Raw genomic sequence first — 15,840 nt, forward strand, 5'->3', positions numbered from 1 at the left:
CCTCAACTTCACTCATTGGACTCAATTGCTCACGGCAAGGTTATCCAGCGGCCGTGCCACACCCAACCGCAATCTTTCGCAACAGCGCCGGAAATGCCGTCAAGTCGGACATCAGGTGCGAGGCGCCGGCGCCGCGCAACTGGTCGGAGTCGCACGGGCCCGTTGCCACCCCGATGCCCGGGATGCCGGCCGTGCGCGCCGCGACCATGTCGGCGACGTGGTCGCCCACGTACCACCGGACGCCGTGCTCGGCCAGCGCCGCCGCCTTGCCCTCCGCGAAGAGGTCACCCGCGAGCTCGTCGACGGTCATGCCGAGATGCTCCAGGTGCAGGGCGGCCAGCCGGCCCAGCTTGGAGGTGACCACCACCACCCGCAGGCCCTGCTCGCGGACGGCCGCCAGCGCCTCGAGCGCCCCGGGCGTCGGGACGGTCGGTGCGATCGCATGGTCCGGGTACAGCGCCCGGAAGGTGGTGACCGCGTCCTCGACCTCGCCGGGCGGGAACCACTCGCCCAGCTCCGTACGCAGGGGCGGGCCCAGCCGGGTGACCGCCACGTCGGCGTCGACCCACACCCCGGTCTTCGCCGTGAGGGCCCGGTAGACCTCGCGGATGCCCGGGCGGGAGTCGATCAGGGTCATGTCCAGGTCGAACCCGACCGCCGGCCTCACAGCGTGATCGAGGGCCGGTACGTCAAGCGCTCCACCGGCAGCGGAAAGGTCTGGTCGTCGCCGAACGGCGACGGCGCGGCCGGGCGGTCGGCGATGAGCTCGGAGACGGGCAGGTGCCCCTCCTTCGCCGAGACCGGACCCTTGCCGGCCGCCGCGCCCCGGGCCTTCTCGTGTGAACGCGCCACAGGTAACTCCCTTTCCAAGATCTTTGAAGGATCCGGCCACGCCCCGGACCCCTCACCATGGTCCCATGGCGGCTAGCGTTGATAACGATGGCCACCGCATTCGCCGACCAACTCCGGTCGCTCACCGATGACGCCCTCGGGGCGCTGATCCAACTGCGCCCGGATCTCGTCGTGCCCGTGCCGTCCGACGTCTCCGCGCTGGCCGTACGCGCCCAGTCCCGGGGCTCGGTCGCCCGCTGCCTCGATGCCCTGGACGAGTTCACGCTCGCGGTGCTCGATGCCGCCCGGCTGAGCCGCTCGGCCGAGACCGCGCTGACCTCGACCACCGCGGTCCTCGAGCTGACGGCCGGCGCCGCGGACCCGGAGCACGTCCGTACCGCCGTCGGCCGCCTCCGCGCTCGCTTCCTGCTACACGGCCCGGAAGAGGCACTCCAGGTCGTCGGCGCCGTCGACGAGGTGAGTTCGCCGTACCCCGCGGGCCTGGGCCGCCCGGCCGACTACCTCGACGCGCAGACGGCCGCCCTGTGCGCGGACCGGGCGAAGCTGCGCCGGACCGTGCTGTCCGCACCGCCGGGCGCCCGGGCGGTGCTCGAACGGCTCGCCGCCGGCCCGCCGGTCGGGACGCTGAGCTCGGGCGGAACGATCGCCGAGCCGGTGCAATGGCTGATCGACAACCGCATCCTGGTGCCGGTCTCCGAGGCCGGCCGGGCGCCGCGGTCCGACGGTGAGCTGGTGGAGCTGCCGCGCGAGATCGGGATGCTGCTGCGCCGCGACTCGGGTCCGCTGGGCCCGCTGCGCCCGGCGCCGCCGGCCCCCGACGGCGCGGCGCGCGACCCGAAGTCCGTGGACTCGGCCGGTACCGGGCAGGCGATGGAGGCCGTCCGGCACGTCGAGGCCCTGCTGGAGGCGCTGTCGGCTGAGCCGGCCGCGGTGCTCAAGACCGGCGGCCTCGGCGTACGCGACCTCAAGCGCCTCGCCCGCGCCGCGAACCTGGACGAGCCGACGGCCGCACTGCTGATCGAGGTGGCCTACGCGGCCGGCCTGCTCGGCGAGTCCGACGTGGCGGGCACCGGCCGTGGCGGCCGGGCCATCGGCGCGGCGGACGAGATATTCCTGCCCACCGGCGCCTACGACCTGTGGCGGGCCCTGAGCATCGCCCGGCGCTGGGAGGCGCTGGCCAACTCGTGGCTCGCGATGACCCGCCAGACCGGCCTGATCGGGCAGCGCGACGACCGCGACCGGCCGATCAACACGCTCGCGCCGGACGCCGAGCGCGCCGGGTCCCCGCAGGCCCGCCGCGAGGCCCTGGCCGCGCTGGCCGAGCTCGCGCACGGCGCCGCGCCGAAGGCCGACGAGGTCCTCGAAATGCTCTCCTGGCAGGCACCGCGCCGGGCCCGGGGCCGGGAGACGGTGCACCGCGACGCGCTGGCCGGCGCCGCCACGCTGGGCATCACCGGGCTGGGTGCGATCACCTCGTACGGCCGGCTCCTGCAGGCCGAGGCCCGTGCCGACGACCGGGACCCGCTGGGCGCCGGAGCGGGCGGCGAGCGGATCCCCGGCGTCTCCGAGGCGGTACGCGCCCTCGACGCGCTGCTGCCCGCACCGGTCGACCACGTGCTGGTGCAGGCGGACCTGTCCGTGGTCGTGCCCGGCCCGCCCGAGCCGGAGCTGGCCGCGGAGTTGGACGTCGTCGCCGAGCCCGAGTCCGCGGGCGGGGCCAGCGTCCACCGGGTGACCGCGGCCAGCGTGCGGCGGGCCCTCGACGTCGGCTACAGCGCTGGTGACCTGCACGCGCTCTTCCAGCGCCGGTCCCGGACGCCGGTGCCGCAGGCGCTTACCTATCTGATCGACGACTCGGCGCGGCGGCACGGCGGGCTGCGCGCCGGATCGGCCGGGTCCTACCTGCGCAGCGACGACGAGGCGCTGATCGCCGAGGTGCTGGCCGACAAGCGGCTGGGCACGCTGGCGCTGCGCCGGCTCGCCCCGACGGTGCTGTGCAGCCCGCTGCAGCTGGTGCGGCTGCTCGGCGCGCTGCGGGACGCCGGCTTCGCGCCGGTGGCCGAGGACGCCGGCGGGTCGGCCGTGCTCGCCCGGCCCAAGGTCCGGCGCGCTCCCACCCGTACCCCCATCTCGTCCCGGCTGGGCGAACAGGCCGGGCCGCCGATGCTGGCCGGGCCTCGCCTGGCCGGGGTGGTCGAGCAGATCCGGCGCGGGGACATCGCGACCCGCGCGGCCCGCCGTACCCCGGTCACGGTCCGTGCGGCCAACGGCCAGAGCGTGCCGGGCCTGACGTCCGTGCAGGCGCACACCCAGGCCATGGCGGTGCTGCAGCAGGCCGTGCGCGACAAGGTCCAGGTCTGGGTCGGCTACGTGGATACGCACGGCGCGACGCTGTCCCGGCTGGTCCGGCCGGTGTCGATGAGCGCGGGCTATCTACGCGCCGAGGACGAACGGACCGAAACGTTGCACACCTTCGCCCTGCACAGGATCACGGCCGCCGTCGTCGAGGAGTGACGGTCGGGACCGCGCGCCCCCGTTGCCCTACCGCGCGCGATCCGCTCCCGTCCGCGTGGTACCACTCCAACAAACCCCGAGCCTGTGCGAAGCGTTGCACACGGGATCAACCTTCTTCAGTACGCCGAGCGCCGTGTCACACTGGAGGGTCTTCTCTCGCTCGTCGAAGGGCACCTGGTGACCGGCGGACCCCTGATCGTGCAATCCGACAAGACCCTGCTGCTGGAAGTCGACCATCCGGACGCGAAGGCCTGCCGCATGGCGATCGCCCCGTTCGCGGAGTTGGAGCGCTCCCCCGAGCACGTGCACACCTACCGCCTGACCCCGCTGGGTCTCTGGAACGCGCGCGCCGCGGGGCACGACGCCGAGAGCGTCGTCGACTCCCTGATCAAATACTCGCGCTACCCGGTGCCGCACGCGCTGCTGGTCGACGTCGCCGAGACCATGGACCGCTACGGCCGGCTGCAACTGGTCAACGACCCGTCGCACGGGCTGGTCCTGCGCGGGCTCGACAAGATCGTGCTGATCGAGGTCGCCAAGAGCAAGAAGCTGGCCGGCATGCTCGGCTCCCGCATCGACGACGAGACGATCGCGGTGCACGCCTCGGAGCGCGGCCGGCTCAAGCAGGCGCTGCTCAAGCTCGGCTGGCCGGCCGAGGACCTGGCCGGGTACGTGGACGGCGAGGCGCACGCGATCAGCCTGGCCGAGGACGGCTGGAAACTGCGGTCGTACCAGCAGGAGGCCGTCGACTGCTTCTGGGCCGGCGGTTCCGGGGTGGTCGTGCTGCCCTGCGGCGCGGGCAAGACGCTTGTCGGCGCGGCGGCGATGGCGACCGCCTCGGCCACCACCCTGATCCTGGTGACGAACACGGTCGCCGGCCGGCAGTGGAAGCGCGAACTGGTCGCCCGGACCTCGCTGACCGAGGACGAGATCGGCGAGTACTCGGGCGAGCGCAAGGAGATCCGCCCGGTCACCATCGCGACGTACCAGGTGCTCACGTCGCGGCGCGGCGGCGCCTTCACCCACCTGGACCTGTTCGGCGCCCGCGACTGGGGTCTGGTCATCTACGACGAGGTGCACCTGCTGCCGGCCCCGATCTTCCGCTTCACCGCGGACCTGCAGGCCCGCCGCCGGCTCGGCCTGACCGCGACCCTGGTACGCGAGGACGGCCGCGAGGGCGACGTGTTCTCGCTGATCGGGCCGAAGCGCTACGACGCGCCGTGGAAGGACATCGAGGCGCAGGGCTGGATCGCGCCGGCCGAGTGCACCGAGGTCCGGGTGACGCTGACGGACGCCGAGCGCATGACCTACGCCGTGACCGAGGCCGAGGAGCGCTACCGGGTGGCGGCCACCGCACGCACCAAGCTGCCCGTGATCCGGGCGCTGGTGCGCAAGCACCCGGGCGAGCAGGTGCTGGTGATCGGCGGCTACATCGACCAGCTGCACCAGCTGGGCGAATACCTGGACGCCCCGATCGTGCAGGGCTCGACGACGAACAAGGAGCGCGAGCGGCTCTTCGACGCGTTCCGTTCGGGTGAGCTGCGCACGCTGGTGATCTCGAAGGTCGGCAACTTCAGTATCGACCTGCCCGAGGCGGCCGTGGCGATCCAGGTGTCGGGCACGTTCGGTTCGCGCCAGGAGGAGGCCCAGCGGCTGGGCCGGGTGTTGCGCCCGAAGGCCGACGGCCGCCAGGCGCACTTCTACACGGTCGTCTCGCGCGACACCATCGACACCGAGTACGCGGCGCACCGCCAGCGCTTCCTGGCCGAGCAGGGGTACGCCTACACGATCGTCGACGCGGACGACGTCCTCGGCCCACCCCTGCCCCAGATCGACTGAGGGATCAGTTTCCGGGCAGCGCCGGCGCGGTGGCCACCGGCTCCGGGGGGACGCCCGGCATCGGTTCCGCGTCGACGCCGCGGCTGAAGGTGAGCAGTCCGACCATGCAGCCGAGCGCGATGAAGACGGCGGTGATGATCGCCACCGCGACGGCGACCCGCGTCCCGGTCCCGGTGCTCCGCTTCGGCGGATGACCCATGAACGGCGGCGGGGACAGCGGCGGCCAGGCGTTGGGCGGCGGCCCCGCGAATGGCGGCCCGGTGAACGGTGGCGGCGCGCCGAGGTCGCGGAACGGCGGCTCGTCCGGCGGCGGCGGGACGGGCGGCAGGCGCCGGCCCGCGGCGGCGCCGGCGTCGGCGTCGGCGGGCTGTGGCAGGCCGGCCTCCTCGTAGGCGGCCGCCGCGACGACCTCCGGGCTGCCCAGCCGCTCGAGGATCTCCAGCACCTCGCCCTCCGAGACGACCGCGCGCTCGATGCGCTCGCTGGTGATGTGCGCCTCGAGGTCGGCGAGCAGCTCGCGGCGTTGCAGCAGGGGCAGGCCGCTGAGCCGCCGCTCCAGCTCGCGAAGGTACTCGGCGACGGCGTCGTCGGTCTTGTTGATGCTCATGCCACACCGGTCCCTACGAGACGGTCGACGGTCTGTCGAAAGGAAACCCACTCCGTGCGGAAGTGATCGAGCGCGGACCGGCCACTGTCGGTTAGCGCGTAGTAGCGGCGCGGCGGCCCGGAGGGCGACTCGCTCCACTTGCTGTCCAGCCAACCAACCCGGCGCAACCGGGAGAGCAGCGGGTAGATCGTGCCCTCGGAGGCGGTGAGGTTCCGCTCCTCGCCGAAGCGCCGGACGATCTCCGTGCCGTAACGGTCCTCGTGCTCGACCATGGCCAGCACGCAGAACTCGAGTGTCCCGCGCCGCAGGCTGGTCGTGAGCTGCGCGACATCTGCCATGCGCCACACAGTACCTGGCGACGCAAGGTAGCTCAACAACGTGAATCTCAGGGCAGCCGAGGACCCCGGTCGAGAAGGCCTTCCAGCAGGTCACCATGCTCGGCGACGCGATCGAGCACCTCGGCCGCACCGAGCTGCCGGGCCTCGGCCTCGCCGGTCGCGAAGGCCTCGACCTCGTCCCAGGTGAGCGGCGCCGAGGCGGACGGCGACGGCAACGCCCGCAGCGAATAGGGCGCCACGGTCGTCTTCGCCGCGGCGTTCTGGCTCCAGTCGATGAAGACCTTCCCCGGCCGGATCGCCCGCGCCATCTTCGCGGTGATCGAGCCGGGAACCATGGCCGCCAGCTCCTCGGCGACCGTCCTGGCATAACCGGAGACGACCTCGGCGTCCTGCTCGCCGGAGATCGGGCAGCACAGCTGCATTCCTTTCTTACCGGAGGTCTTCGGGTACGCGGTGACGCCGTCCTCGGCCAGCCGGTCGCGCACGAGCATGGCGACGCCGCAACACTCCTTGAGCCCCGCGGGCGCGCCCGGGTCCAGGTCGACCACCATGAGATCGGGGTCCGCGCCGATACGCCACTGTGGCGTGTGCAGTTCGAGCGACGCGAGATTCGCCACCCACACGAGCGTGGCCAGCTCGTCGACGACCACGAAGTCGATGGTCTCGCGGGCCTTGGTGGAGCCCGGCACCGGCAGCGTCTCCAGCCGCACCCAGGACGGCGTACCGCCGGGCGCGTTCTTCTCGAAGAAGTGCGCGCCGTCGACGCCGTTGGGGTAACGGATCCGGGTCAGCGCCCGGCCCTTCAGGTGCGGCAGCAGCACCGGCGACACCCGGGTGTAGTAGTCGACGACCTCGCCCTTGGTGAAGCCGGCCGCCGGATACATCATCTTGTCGAGATTGGACAGCTCGAGGTCGCGTCCCTCGATCTGGACGGGCAGCCGCACGCCCGCCTTGGCGTTCGGCCTTGCGCCCCGGGCCGGCTCACTCGCCATCGTCGTCCTCCTCCACGCACTCGTCCGGGGATTTGTCCGGGCGCAGCCGCAGGAAACGTGGGAACCGCAGCCGGCGGTCGGGGGTCCGGTTGCCGTAGCGGACCTCGACCACCAGATCGGGGCTGACCCAGTGTGCGCCGCGGGCGTCCTCCCGGGGTACCGCCCCGGGCGCGAACGGCGACTCCGGTACCCCCAGCGGCCCCAGCGCCGCCAGCAGTTGCCGCTCGGCGGCCGCCCCGATCCCGCCGCCGACCCGGCCCCGGAACCGCAGCCGCCCGTCCGGACCGGGCAGGCCGACCAGCAGACCCCCGAGCTTGCGCGCACCGGGTCGCCACCCGCCGATGACGTAGTCGCCGGTGCGGTCGAACTTGACCTTGATCCAGTCCGCCGACCGGGCACCCGGCACGTACGGCGTGTCGAGCCGCTTCGCCATGACGCCCTCGAGGTGGTTCTCCCGGGCGGCGGCCTCGGTCGCGGGCCCGTCGGTGAACGCCGGCGGCACCATCCAGTGCCCCGCCCCCAGATCGAGCTCCTCGAGGCGGGTGCGCCGCTCGGCGTACGGGAGTGCGAGCAGCGACTCCCCGCCGTACCGGAGCAGGTCGAAGATCATGTAGGTGACCGGGAGGGTCACCGCCAGCTTGGCCGCCCGGGCCGGATCCCGGACGTGCATCCGCTCGGCGAGGGCGGTGAACGACGGCCGCCCGCCCGCGTCAAGCACGACCACCTCGCCGTCGAGCAGCGAATCGGGGGGCAGGGAGAGCGCGGCGACCTCGGGATAGGCAAGCGTCACCGCGGCGCCGGAGCGCGCCCAGAGCCGTGGCGGGCCGCCGGAAAAGGACGAAAGGACACGTACACCGTCCCATTTGAACTCGTAACTCCAGCCCGGGCCGCGCGGAAGCGGGCCCGCGGTGGCGAGCATCGGCGAGAGCGGTGCACCCGGCACCCGATCACCATAGGCAGGATCGAACACCTTACGCGGGCCTCTCACTAATGCAATCCTGGATCGAGGCACTGCTCACGGGTGGTTTGGAGACGAAATGCGAGCGATCTGGAAGGGCGCGGTCTCGTTCGGCCTGGTGTCGATCGCCGTCAAGCTCTTCTCCGCGACCGAGGAGAAGGACATCCGGTTCCATCAGGTGCACCGCACCGACGGCGGCCGGATCAAGTACAAGCGGACCTGCTCGATCGACGGCGAGGAGGTGACCTACGACGACATCGCCAAGGGCTACGACCTCGGCGGCGGCGAGATGGTCATCCTGACCGACGAGGACTTCGCCGAGCTGCCGCTGACCACCTCGCGGGCGATCGACGTGCTGCAGTTCGTGCCGGCCGAGCAGATCGATCCGCTGCTCTTCGCCAAGGCGTACTACCTCGAGCCCGAGGGCCAGGCGGCCAAGCCGTACGTGCTGCTCCGGGATGCGCTGGCCGAGTCGGACCGGGTCGCCATCGTAAAGATCGCCCTGCGCCAGCGGGAGCAGCTGGCGACGCTGCGGGTGCACGACGACGTCCTGGTGCTCAACACCATGCTCTGGCCGGACGAGGTCCGCACGCCGGACTTCGGCTTCCTAGACGAGGAGATCGAGACCCGCCCGGCCGAGCTGGCCATGGCCAGCTCGCTCATCGACTCGATGGCCGGCAGCTTCAAGGCCGAGGAGTTCACCGACAACTACCGGGCCGCGCTCCAGGAGGTCATCGACGCGAAGGTCGAGGGCCGCGAGATCGTCGCGCCCGAGGAGGCCGAGGAGGCGCCCGCCGCCGCGGTCGACCTGATGGCCGCGCTCAAGGCGAGCGTCGAACGCGCCAAGAAGGCCCGGGGCGAGACGCCGGAGGAGCGGGCCAAGGCCGTCGAGGCCACACCCATAGCAACGGCGAAATCCACCTCGTCCCGTACCCCGGCGAAGTCCACGACGGCGCGCAAGGCCGCGCCGGCGAAGAAGGCGGCCGCCAAGAAGGCGGCGCCGGCCAAGGCCACGAAGTCCGCCGCCGAGAAGGCCCCGGCCAAGAAGGCGGCCAGGAAGTCCGCCTGACCGCGGCCGTCCTGGTCTGGCCTAGGCTGGTCGCGTGGCATTGACGTGGGCTGAGTCTTATCTGGGTCGGGTTCGCACGAGCGTCGGTGATGCCGACACGATCCTGTTCGTGGGGGCCCGCGGCGTGCTCCTCGACGAGCAGAACCGCCTGCTGCTGATCCAGCGCTCGGACAATCACCGCTGGGCCATCCCGGCGGGCGCGATGGAGCTCGGCGAGAGCATGGAGGAGTGCGCGATCCGCGAGGTCTGGGAGGAGACCGGGCTGCGCGCGACCTCGCTGACCCCGTTCGCCTTCTACAGCGCCTACACCTACACCAACCAGTGGGGCCACTCCTACCAGCAGATCCTGATGTCCTTCCGGATCCACACCTGGGAGGGAGACCTGTGCAAGGTGACCGACGAGTCGGTGGACGCCGGCTTCTTCCCGCTGGACGCGTTGCCCGGACCGAGGTCGATGATCATCGACGAGACCCTGGCCGACCTCGCGTCGTTCGAGGCGACCGGCCGGATGGTCCTGAAGTAACCCGTTTCGTCACCGGGTTCGGTAACCGCGGCTCGCGGCTCCGGCGCGGGTGTACGCGGGGGTTCGCCGGCTGACCATCTTGCCGCCGTACCAGGCGCCGAGGACCGCACCGGCCAGGGCGAGCAGCTCGACCAGGAGCAGGCCACCGCCGATCACCCGGTCGGGGGTCCGCATCCGCAGCATGAGGATGACCGCGAAGAGGATCAGCACGCCCATGTTGGCCAGGCTCTGCAGCACCCCGATGCGCTTCTCCGGGGTGCCGTTGGGCACGAAGATCAGATCGACGGCGGCGGCCAGCGCGGCGAGCACACCGCCGACCAGGCCGGCGACAATGTTCCAGTAGGCGAGCGCGCCGAGGATTTCGGGGCCGCCGAGAAGATCGCCGAGATCGAAGAGCACGGCCATGGCGAACAGGCCGAGCGGAAACATCACCAGTACCGGCTGGACGGCCTGGTTCGCGATTCTGAGTCGACTGTCCATACCGGGCCGCGGCCTCCCCTGCCTGCACTTCTACTCGGGTCAACGATTGGGCCTACCCGGCCGCCGTGCCGACGAAACTTAATGTGTCGACAGTTACACCGGTCGATGCACTAACGGGTGCCGCCCCGTGCGGCGCAGGTCATTCACGTCCGCATTCTCGTCCTGCGGGCGGTCCCGCGACGGACAAAGCGGGTGTTCCGCCGAGTTCGGCACCTCCGCCGGCGCCGCCACGTGTCCACCGATTTTCCGGCCCGATGCCGTCCCGGCCGCAAAATTCCTGGCGCACCGACGACCCCGCGACGGATCATGTTTACGCAGGTCATCCAGGGCGCGATCGACCCGGCGACGGGTTGATCCCGCTACACGGCTTGTACGCAATCTGCGATATGGCAACTTGATGTGTAGCGGTCAGCCTGATAGCCGTGTTCTACTTGATGTGGGTAACAGGAGGCGGAGTCGCAGGACATGCAACGGCACCCGGCGGCAACCGGGTGCCGTTGTCGCCTCCAGGAACGCGCCTGTGTGGTACCGAAAGCTCCGGGAATTACCAAAGCTCCGTGAAGCACGAGCGAGGCGGGGAATTCTCTCTGCGCCAATGGTGGCTTGCCTTCCCCCTCCTCGCAAGGAGTACTGGAAGGGAGTTCGCCATGCGCACCTACTACCGTGGGCCCGACGCCGTGGTGACCAGCGACATCTTCGTGGGCAACGGCGCGCCGAGGACGAAGTTCGCAGTCCGGGAACTGAGGAACGTCTGCATCACGCACACGGACGCGGACGACTTCCGCCCGAGCGCCGCCCGCGTGACCGGCGGCCTGCTGATCATCGCCGTGGCGGCCTGGCCGCTGTGGATGGCGTCCCCGCTGCTGGCCCTGGCGCTGGTCGCGCTCGGCATGCCGGCGACGGCGGCGGGCGCCGTGTTCTGGCGGCTGCGCCCCCAGCGATGGGAGCTGCGGGCGACCTACCGGGGCACGGACGTCTGGCTGTACGCCTCGGCGGACGAGCGGGTGTTCAACCAGGTGAGCCGGGCCCTGCGCCGCGCGATAGAGGATGCCCGCCCGCCCTCGGTCTGGGACGACTTCGCCGCCGCATAGCAAGATCGCTACACAGGAGCCTTCTCCTTCTCCGGGAGCTCTGACGTCGCCGCGGGCGGCGGACGCAGGGTGCCGGCGACCGCGGTGGCCACCGCGAGCAGCACGGCCACCGCGGTCAGCGCCCTCAGCACGGTCAGGTGGTCGCCCAGGAAACCGATCAGCGGCGGGCCACCGAGGAAGGCGCAGTACCCGATCGACGCGACCACGCTGACCCGGGCCGGGGCCTTGGCCGGATCATCGGCGGCGGCACTCATGCCGACGGGGAAGCCGAGCGACGCGCCGAGTCCCCAGAGCAGCGCTCCCGCGAAGGCCGTCGCCGTGTTCGGCCCGAAGACGAAGAGCATCAGCCCGACCAGGCTGATCACCGCGAGCGCCCGGACGACGACCACGCGGCCGTACCTGTCGAGCAGCGCCGGACCGAACCAGCGGCCCACCGTCATCGCGGTGAGGAACATGGCGAACGCCAGCGTGCCGACCGTGGCCGGAGCGCCGTACCCGTCGATCACGGCGATGCTGATCCAGTCGATGCCGGCGCCCTCGGCGAAGGCGAAGGCCAGCACGAAGGCGCCGATCAGCAGCGTCCTCGGCTCCCGCCAGGTCGCGAGCGTGCGCCGCAGCCCGCCACCGCCGCCCTCGTCGCCCTCGGCCGGCGGGTGCGCCTCGTCCGCCGCGAAGTCGCGGACGGCCAGCATGACGACCACCCCGACCAGGATCGCCGAGCCGACGAGGTGGGCCGTGACCGGCAGGTGCAACGCAACGGCCGCGGCGCCGGCCAGGGCGCCCGCCACCGTACCCACGCTGTAGCCGGCGTGGAACCGCGGCATGATCGCCTTGCCGAGGCGCCGCTCGACCACCGCGCCCTGCACGTTCATCGCGACGTCCCAGGCGCCGTTCGCGAAGCCGAAGAAGAACAGCCCCACGACCACCGGCACCACGCCGTACGGATATCCGATGCCGACCGCGCTCAGCGCGACCAGCAGGAGGGCGGCCATCGCGGTGACCGTCCCCCGCGACCCGAACCGGGCGACGATATGCCCGGCGAGCACCAGCGACACGATCGACCCGGCGGCGATCGCCAGCAGCACCAGGCCGAGCCGCGACGGGTTGAGCCCCAGCTCGTCGCGGACCTGCGGGATGCGGGTGGCCCACGACGCCATTGTGAAGCCGGAGCCGATGAAGGCGACGTAGACCGCGCGCGTCGCGCCGCGGACGCCGGCGTCGGGTCCGGCGAGGACGGTGGTGGCGGTCATGCTGCGGCTCCCAGTTGGCGGGCGACGATCTCGCGGGTCTCGGCACGGGTCGGCCCGGGGGTGGTGGACAGGGTCTTGTGCATGACGAGGCCCTCGATGAGGGCGTCGACGCCCCGCGCGGTGGTGGCATCCATGAAGCGCTCGAGCACCGCGCGGCTCGTGCGCATCCAGGACTCGGTGACGTCGCGCAGCGCCGGATCCCGCAGGGCGGCGAGGTACAGCTCGTAGGCCACGGTCCAGTCGCGCGGGTCGGCATCGGCATCGCCGTGGATCAGGTCGGTGACCGCGTCGATCAGCTGCTCGCGGTCGCCGACCGCGGTGAACGCGGCCTCGTAGGACCGCGACATGCGCTCCGCATGCCTCCGGAAGGCCTGCGCGAACAGATCGTCCAGGCCGTCGAAGTGATAGGTCAGCGACCCAAGAGGTACGTCCGCAGCGGCCGCGATCCTGCGGTGCGTGGTGCCGGTGACGCCGTGCTCGGCGATGACGTCGATCGCCGCGTCGACGATCCGGGCCTTGCGATCGGGGTCGTAGCGCCGCGGCGACCGGGCCGGCGCGGCACCGGGGCGTGCGGAGGCGGTCACGGTTCGACCTGCCGGACCGCCCGGGCCGGGTTGCCCACCGCGACGACGTTCGCCGGCAAGTCGCGGGTGACGACCGAACCGGCGCCCACGACCGTGTTCTCGCCGATGGTGACGCCGGGCAGCACGATGACGCCACCGCCCAGCCACACGTTGTCGCCGATGGCGATCGGCAGGGCGGCCTCCCACTTGTCCCGGCGCGGCCCCGCCGCCACCGGATGCGTCGGCGTCAGCAACTGCACGTTGGGCCCGATGTTGACGTCGTCGCCGATGGTCACGGTGGCGACGTCCAGGCAGACCAGCCCGAAGTTCGCGAACGTGCGCGCGCCGATGAACGTCTGGTAGCCGTAGTCGCAGCGCAACGGCGGCCGGATGTGGCTGTCCGCGCCGAACGCGCCGAGCAGCTCGGTCAGCAGCGCCCGCCCGGCGGCGCCGTCGGTCGGGTCCTGCGAGTTGAACCGATGGCTCAACGCCTGCGCGCGGTGGAGGTCGCGTGCCAGCTCCGGGTCATCGGCGAGGTACAGCTCGCCGGCGAGCATCCGCTCGCGCATGGTCGGGTCACCCATATGTACAACGGTACACATGATGTGTACGGATGTACATAGCCCACGAATGTATAGACTCCCGTCGTGGTAGCGGAGTGGGACGTCGCCGTGATCGGCGCCGGTCCGGGCGGCCTTTCGGCAGCCCACGCGGCGGCTTCGGCGGGTGCGCGGACGATCGTGCTGGAGCGCGCGGAGCATCCGCGCTACAAGACCTGCGGCGGGGGCCTGCTCGGCGCGTCCCTCGCGGTCGCGAATCCCCTGATCACCGTGCCGGCCCGGGACACCGTCTCGGCCGTCACCTTCACCGACCGCGGGCGCCGGGGCTTCACCCGGCGATCGGGGCGGCGCCCGCTGCTGACGATGGTACGCCGCGACGACTTCGACTTCGCCTGGTACAAGGCGGCCGTCACCGCCGGTGCGCACGTACGGCAGAACGCACAGGTCCGCGCGATCGCCCAGGGCGCCGACGCGGCAACGGTGACCCTCGCCGACTCCGGGACGATCACCGCGCGGGCCGTCATCGGCGCCGACGGTTCGGCCGCGGTCAGCTCGCGGCACGTCGGCGTCACCTTCGAGCAGCAGGATCTCGGCCTGGAGGTCGAACTGGCCGCGACCGAGGCCGACCGCGCCGCCTACCGCGGCCGGGTGCTGCTCGACTGGGGCCCGGTGCCCGGCTCGTACGGCTGGGTCTTTCCCAAGGACGACGAGCTCACCGTCGGCGTGATCATGGAGAAGGGCAGGGGCGCCGAGACGAGGCGGTACCTGTCGGACCTCGTCGCCCGGCTGGGCCTCGCGGACCGCCGCGTGGTCCGCGACTCCGGGCACCTGACTCGCTGCCGGCGCGCGGACGCGCCGCTGCGCAAAGGCCGGGTCCTGGTGGTCGGCGACGCCGCGGGCCTGCTGGAGCCGTGGACCCGCGAGGGCATCAGCTACGCGCTGCGCTCGGGAACCTGGGCCGGCCAGGTCGCGGCCCGCGCCCGCACCACGTCGGACCTGGCCGAATACGATCAGTCGATCACTCGGGAGCTGGTGCCGGAGATGGTGGCCGGGCGGCGGCTGCTCCAGGTCTTCGGCAGACGCCGGGCACTCGTGCACGCCGCGATGGCGACGCCGCTGGGCTGGCGCGCCTTCGAGTCGTTCTGCCACGGCGACCTGTCGATGGCCGAGGTTCTGCGGCGCCCCGCGATCCACGCCGCGATCAAGCTCCTCGGCGGCCGTACCCGATAGCGGGGTCTCCGCCGCCTGGGGCGGCCCCGCTCAGGGTGCGCGGCGCGGCCACGGCGCCCACTGGACCGGCGCGGCGAAGCCCTCCCGGCGGGCGGCACGGGCCTCGGCCGATTCGATCGGGGCACGCCGGCTGGTACGCAGGCCCGGCCCGATGAGCCTCGTCTCCAGCCACGAGCAGGTCAGGCCCCGTCGCACCCGCTCCCAGAGGCCGCCCTCGACGTGTGCGGCCACCCGGAGGCGCAGGCCGGCCACCAGCTCGTCCGGATCCTCGTCGCAGTCGTCGCAACCGCACTCCGGCAGCGGTTCGAAGAACCACCGCCCGAGCCGCAATACGACCCCGGGGAAGTCGGTGAAGGCGATCGAAAGCGGCCCGGCGGCGGGACTGCGAGGGATCAGCCGAACGGTACGCACGAGCTCGGCGCCGGGCTCCGGCCCGGCCGGCTCCTTGCTCTCCCGCCGGCCGACCACGTACCGCTCGGTCAACTCGTCCAGCAGGGTCTCGGCAGCCTCGTGCAGTACGTAGAACCGTCCCGGGTCAGTGACCCGGATGGTGTAGCGGTCCGGCCGCGGGTCGGTGTCGCCCACCAGCGAAGTATGCCGCGCTCGGCCCGCGGCACAGCCGGTATTGGCGAGATCGGCGACCGGGATCGTTCACCGGTTCTGTCGCTACTGCGAGAACTCGCCGGCCTGCACACCCTTCATGAAGGCGGTCCACTCCGCCGTGCTGAAGACGAACGGAGCAACGTCGGGGTTCTTCGAGTCCCTGAGCAGAACGCTGCCCGGGATTTGCGCGACCTCTACGCAGGCGTTGGTGCCGCAGTAGCTGCTGTGTCGCCACTGCGGCTGTTGTTCCGTCGACATAGTCATACCCTTGCTCCTCGGTGACGGTTCCCCGCAATAAAGGTAAGGGAAAGCGTCGACTGTGGGCATAAGTAGACATGAGTGAAACTCGGAAGCTAGTCGGTGTCGCACCG

The 15,840-nt window shown here is 71.8% G+C and carries 18 protein-coding genes; 6 read left to right on the plus strand and 12 right to left on the minus strand.

Annotated features, from left to right (window positions below; genetic code table 11):
- Positions 1 to 40: 40 nt before the first annotated feature.
- Both AB0B58_RS14405 and AB0B58_RS14410 read right to left on the minus strand, forming a co-directional pair.
- The gene (locus AB0B58_RS14405) at positions 41 to 667 is read right to left on the minus strand and encodes an HAD family hydrolase (protein ID WP_360223077.1); all 627 of its coding nucleotides are present in this window, start codon (positions 665 to 667) and stop codon (positions 41 to 43) included.
- Complete coding sequence (locus AB0B58_RS14410; protein WP_360223690.1) at positions 664 to 852, minus strand: hypothetical protein; 189 nt, start codon at positions 850 to 852, stop codon at positions 664 to 666. The genes AB0B58_RS14405 and AB0B58_RS14410 overlap by 4 nt, the downstream gene beginning before the upstream one ends.
- 87 nt (positions 853 to 939) lie before the next feature.
- On the opposite strand from AB0B58_RS14410, the gene AB0B58_RS14415 reads away from it, so the two are divergent.
- A complete protein-coding gene (locus AB0B58_RS14415; RefSeq protein ID WP_360223079.1) occupies positions 940 to 3,366 on the plus strand; it encodes a helicase-associated domain-containing protein in 2,427 nt (808 codons plus the stop codon).
- Positions 3,367 to 3,543: 177 nt separating this feature from the next.
- On the plus strand, positions 3,544 to 5,205 hold the full coding sequence (locus AB0B58_RS14420; RefSeq protein WP_360223082.1) for a DNA repair helicase XPB: 1,662 nt from the start codon (positions 3,544 to 3,546) through the stop codon (positions 5,203 to 5,205).
- Between the two features lie 4 nt (positions 5,206 to 5,209).
- On the opposite strand, the gene AB0B58_RS14425 is transcribed toward AB0B58_RS14420, so the two are convergent.
- The 4 genes from AB0B58_RS14425 to ligD (AB0B58_RS14440) are packed head-to-tail and all read right to left on the minus strand — an operon-like array spanning position 5,210 to position 8,085.
- On the minus strand, positions 5,210 to 5,812 hold the full coding sequence (locus AB0B58_RS14425) for an HAAS signaling domain-containing protein (protein WP_360223085.1): 603 nt from the start codon (positions 5,810 to 5,812) through the stop codon (positions 5,210 to 5,212).
- On the minus strand, positions 5,809 to 6,150 hold the full coding sequence (locus AB0B58_RS14430) for a PadR family transcriptional regulator (RefSeq protein ID WP_360223088.1): 342 nt from the start codon (positions 6,148 to 6,150) through the stop codon (positions 5,809 to 5,811). The genes AB0B58_RS14425 and AB0B58_RS14430 overlap by 4 nt, the downstream gene beginning before the upstream one ends.
- Before the next feature lie 47 nt (positions 6,151 to 6,197).
- On the minus strand, positions 6,198 to 7,142 hold the full coding sequence (gene ligD / locus AB0B58_RS14435) for a non-homologous end-joining DNA ligase (protein WP_360223091.1): 945 nt from the start codon (positions 7,140 to 7,142) through the stop codon (positions 6,198 to 6,200).
- Positions 7,132 to 8,085, minus strand: coding sequence for a non-homologous end-joining DNA ligase (gene ligD, locus AB0B58_RS14440; RefSeq protein ID WP_360223094.1), 954 nt, complete (start codon positions 8,083 to 8,085; stop codon positions 7,132 to 7,134). The genes ligD (AB0B58_RS14435) and ligD (AB0B58_RS14440) overlap by 11 nt, the downstream gene beginning before the upstream one ends.
- A 94-nt stretch (positions 8,086 to 8,179) precedes the next feature.
- Here ligD (AB0B58_RS14440) and AB0B58_RS14445 point away from each other — a divergent pair, with 94 nt between their 5' ends.
- Both AB0B58_RS14445 and AB0B58_RS14450 read left to right on the plus strand, forming a co-directional pair.
- Positions 8,180 to 9,169 carry a Ku protein gene (locus AB0B58_RS14445; protein WP_360223097.1) on the plus strand — a complete coding sequence of 330 codons (990 nt, stop codon included), beginning with the start codon at positions 8,180 to 8,182 and terminating at the stop codon, positions 9,167 to 9,169.
- Between the two features lie 34 nt (positions 9,170 to 9,203).
- The gene (locus AB0B58_RS14450) at positions 9,204 to 9,692 is read left to right on the plus strand and encodes an NUDIX domain-containing protein (RefSeq protein WP_360223100.1); all 489 of its coding nucleotides are present in this window, start codon (positions 9,204 to 9,206) and stop codon (positions 9,690 to 9,692) included.
- Positions 9,693 to 9,701: 9 nt separating this feature from the next.
- On the opposite strand, the gene AB0B58_RS14455 is transcribed toward AB0B58_RS14450, so the two are convergent.
- Positions 9,702 to 10,172: a DUF2231 domain-containing protein gene (locus AB0B58_RS14455; RefSeq protein WP_360223103.1), complete on the minus strand. Its 471-nt coding sequence runs from the start codon at positions 10,170 to 10,172 to the stop codon at positions 9,702 to 9,704.
- 647 nt (positions 10,173 to 10,819) lie between these two features.
- Here AB0B58_RS14455 and AB0B58_RS14460 point away from each other — a divergent pair.
- Entirely contained in the window at positions 10,820 to 11,263 is a 444-nt protein-coding gene (locus AB0B58_RS14460; RefSeq protein WP_360223106.1) for a DUF6232 family protein, read from the plus strand.
- Positions 11,264 to 11,271: 8 nt separating this feature from the next.
- Here AB0B58_RS14460 and AB0B58_RS14465 read toward each other — a convergent pair whose 3' ends face one another.
- Genes AB0B58_RS14465 through AB0B58_RS14475 form a run of 3 tightly spaced genes read right to left on the minus strand, consistent with a single transcriptional unit; the run spans position 11,272 to position 13,660 of the window.
- Positions 11,272 to 12,513: an MFS transporter gene (locus AB0B58_RS14465; protein ID WP_360223109.1), complete on the minus strand. Its 1,242-nt coding sequence runs from the start codon at positions 12,511 to 12,513 to the stop codon at positions 11,272 to 11,274.
- Positions 12,510 to 13,097 (minus strand): TetR family transcriptional regulator, encoded by a 588-nt coding sequence (locus AB0B58_RS14470; RefSeq protein WP_360223112.1) that lies wholly within the window; start codon positions 13,095 to 13,097, stop codon positions 12,510 to 12,512. Before AB0B58_RS14470 ends, AB0B58_RS14465 begins: the two co-directional genes overlap by 4 nt.
- Positions 13,094 to 13,660, minus strand: a complete 567-nt coding sequence (locus AB0B58_RS14475; protein ID WP_360223115.1) for a sugar O-acetyltransferase — start codon at positions 13,658 to 13,660, stop codon at positions 13,094 to 13,096. Before AB0B58_RS14475 ends, AB0B58_RS14470 begins: the two co-directional genes overlap by 4 nt.
- A 63-nt stretch (positions 13,661 to 13,723) precedes the next feature.
- Between AB0B58_RS14475 and AB0B58_RS14480 the strand changes: the two genes are divergently transcribed.
- Positions 13,724 to 14,866, plus strand: a complete 1,143-nt coding sequence (locus tag AB0B58_RS14480; protein WP_360223118.1) for a geranylgeranyl reductase family protein — start codon at positions 13,724 to 13,726, stop codon at positions 14,864 to 14,866.
- A gap of 30 nt (positions 14,867 to 14,896) precedes the next feature.
- Here the strand turns inward: AB0B58_RS14480 and AB0B58_RS14485 are convergent, their stop codons facing one another.
- A complete protein-coding gene (locus tag AB0B58_RS14485; RefSeq protein WP_360223121.1) occupies positions 14,897 to 15,451 on the minus strand; it encodes a DUF6226 family protein in 555 nt (184 codons plus the stop codon).
- Positions 15,452 to 15,532: 81 nt separating this feature from the next.
- Entirely contained in the window at positions 15,533 to 15,733 is a 201-nt protein-coding gene (locus AB0B58_RS14490; protein WP_360223124.1) for a DUF397 domain-containing protein, read from the minus strand.
- Positions 15,734 to 15,840: the final 107 nt, after the last annotated feature.

Source organism: Actinoplanes sp. NPDC049118 (assembly GCF_040648555.1).
GTDB lineage: Bacteria > Actinomycetota > Actinomycetes > Mycobacteriales > Micromonosporaceae > Actinoplanes.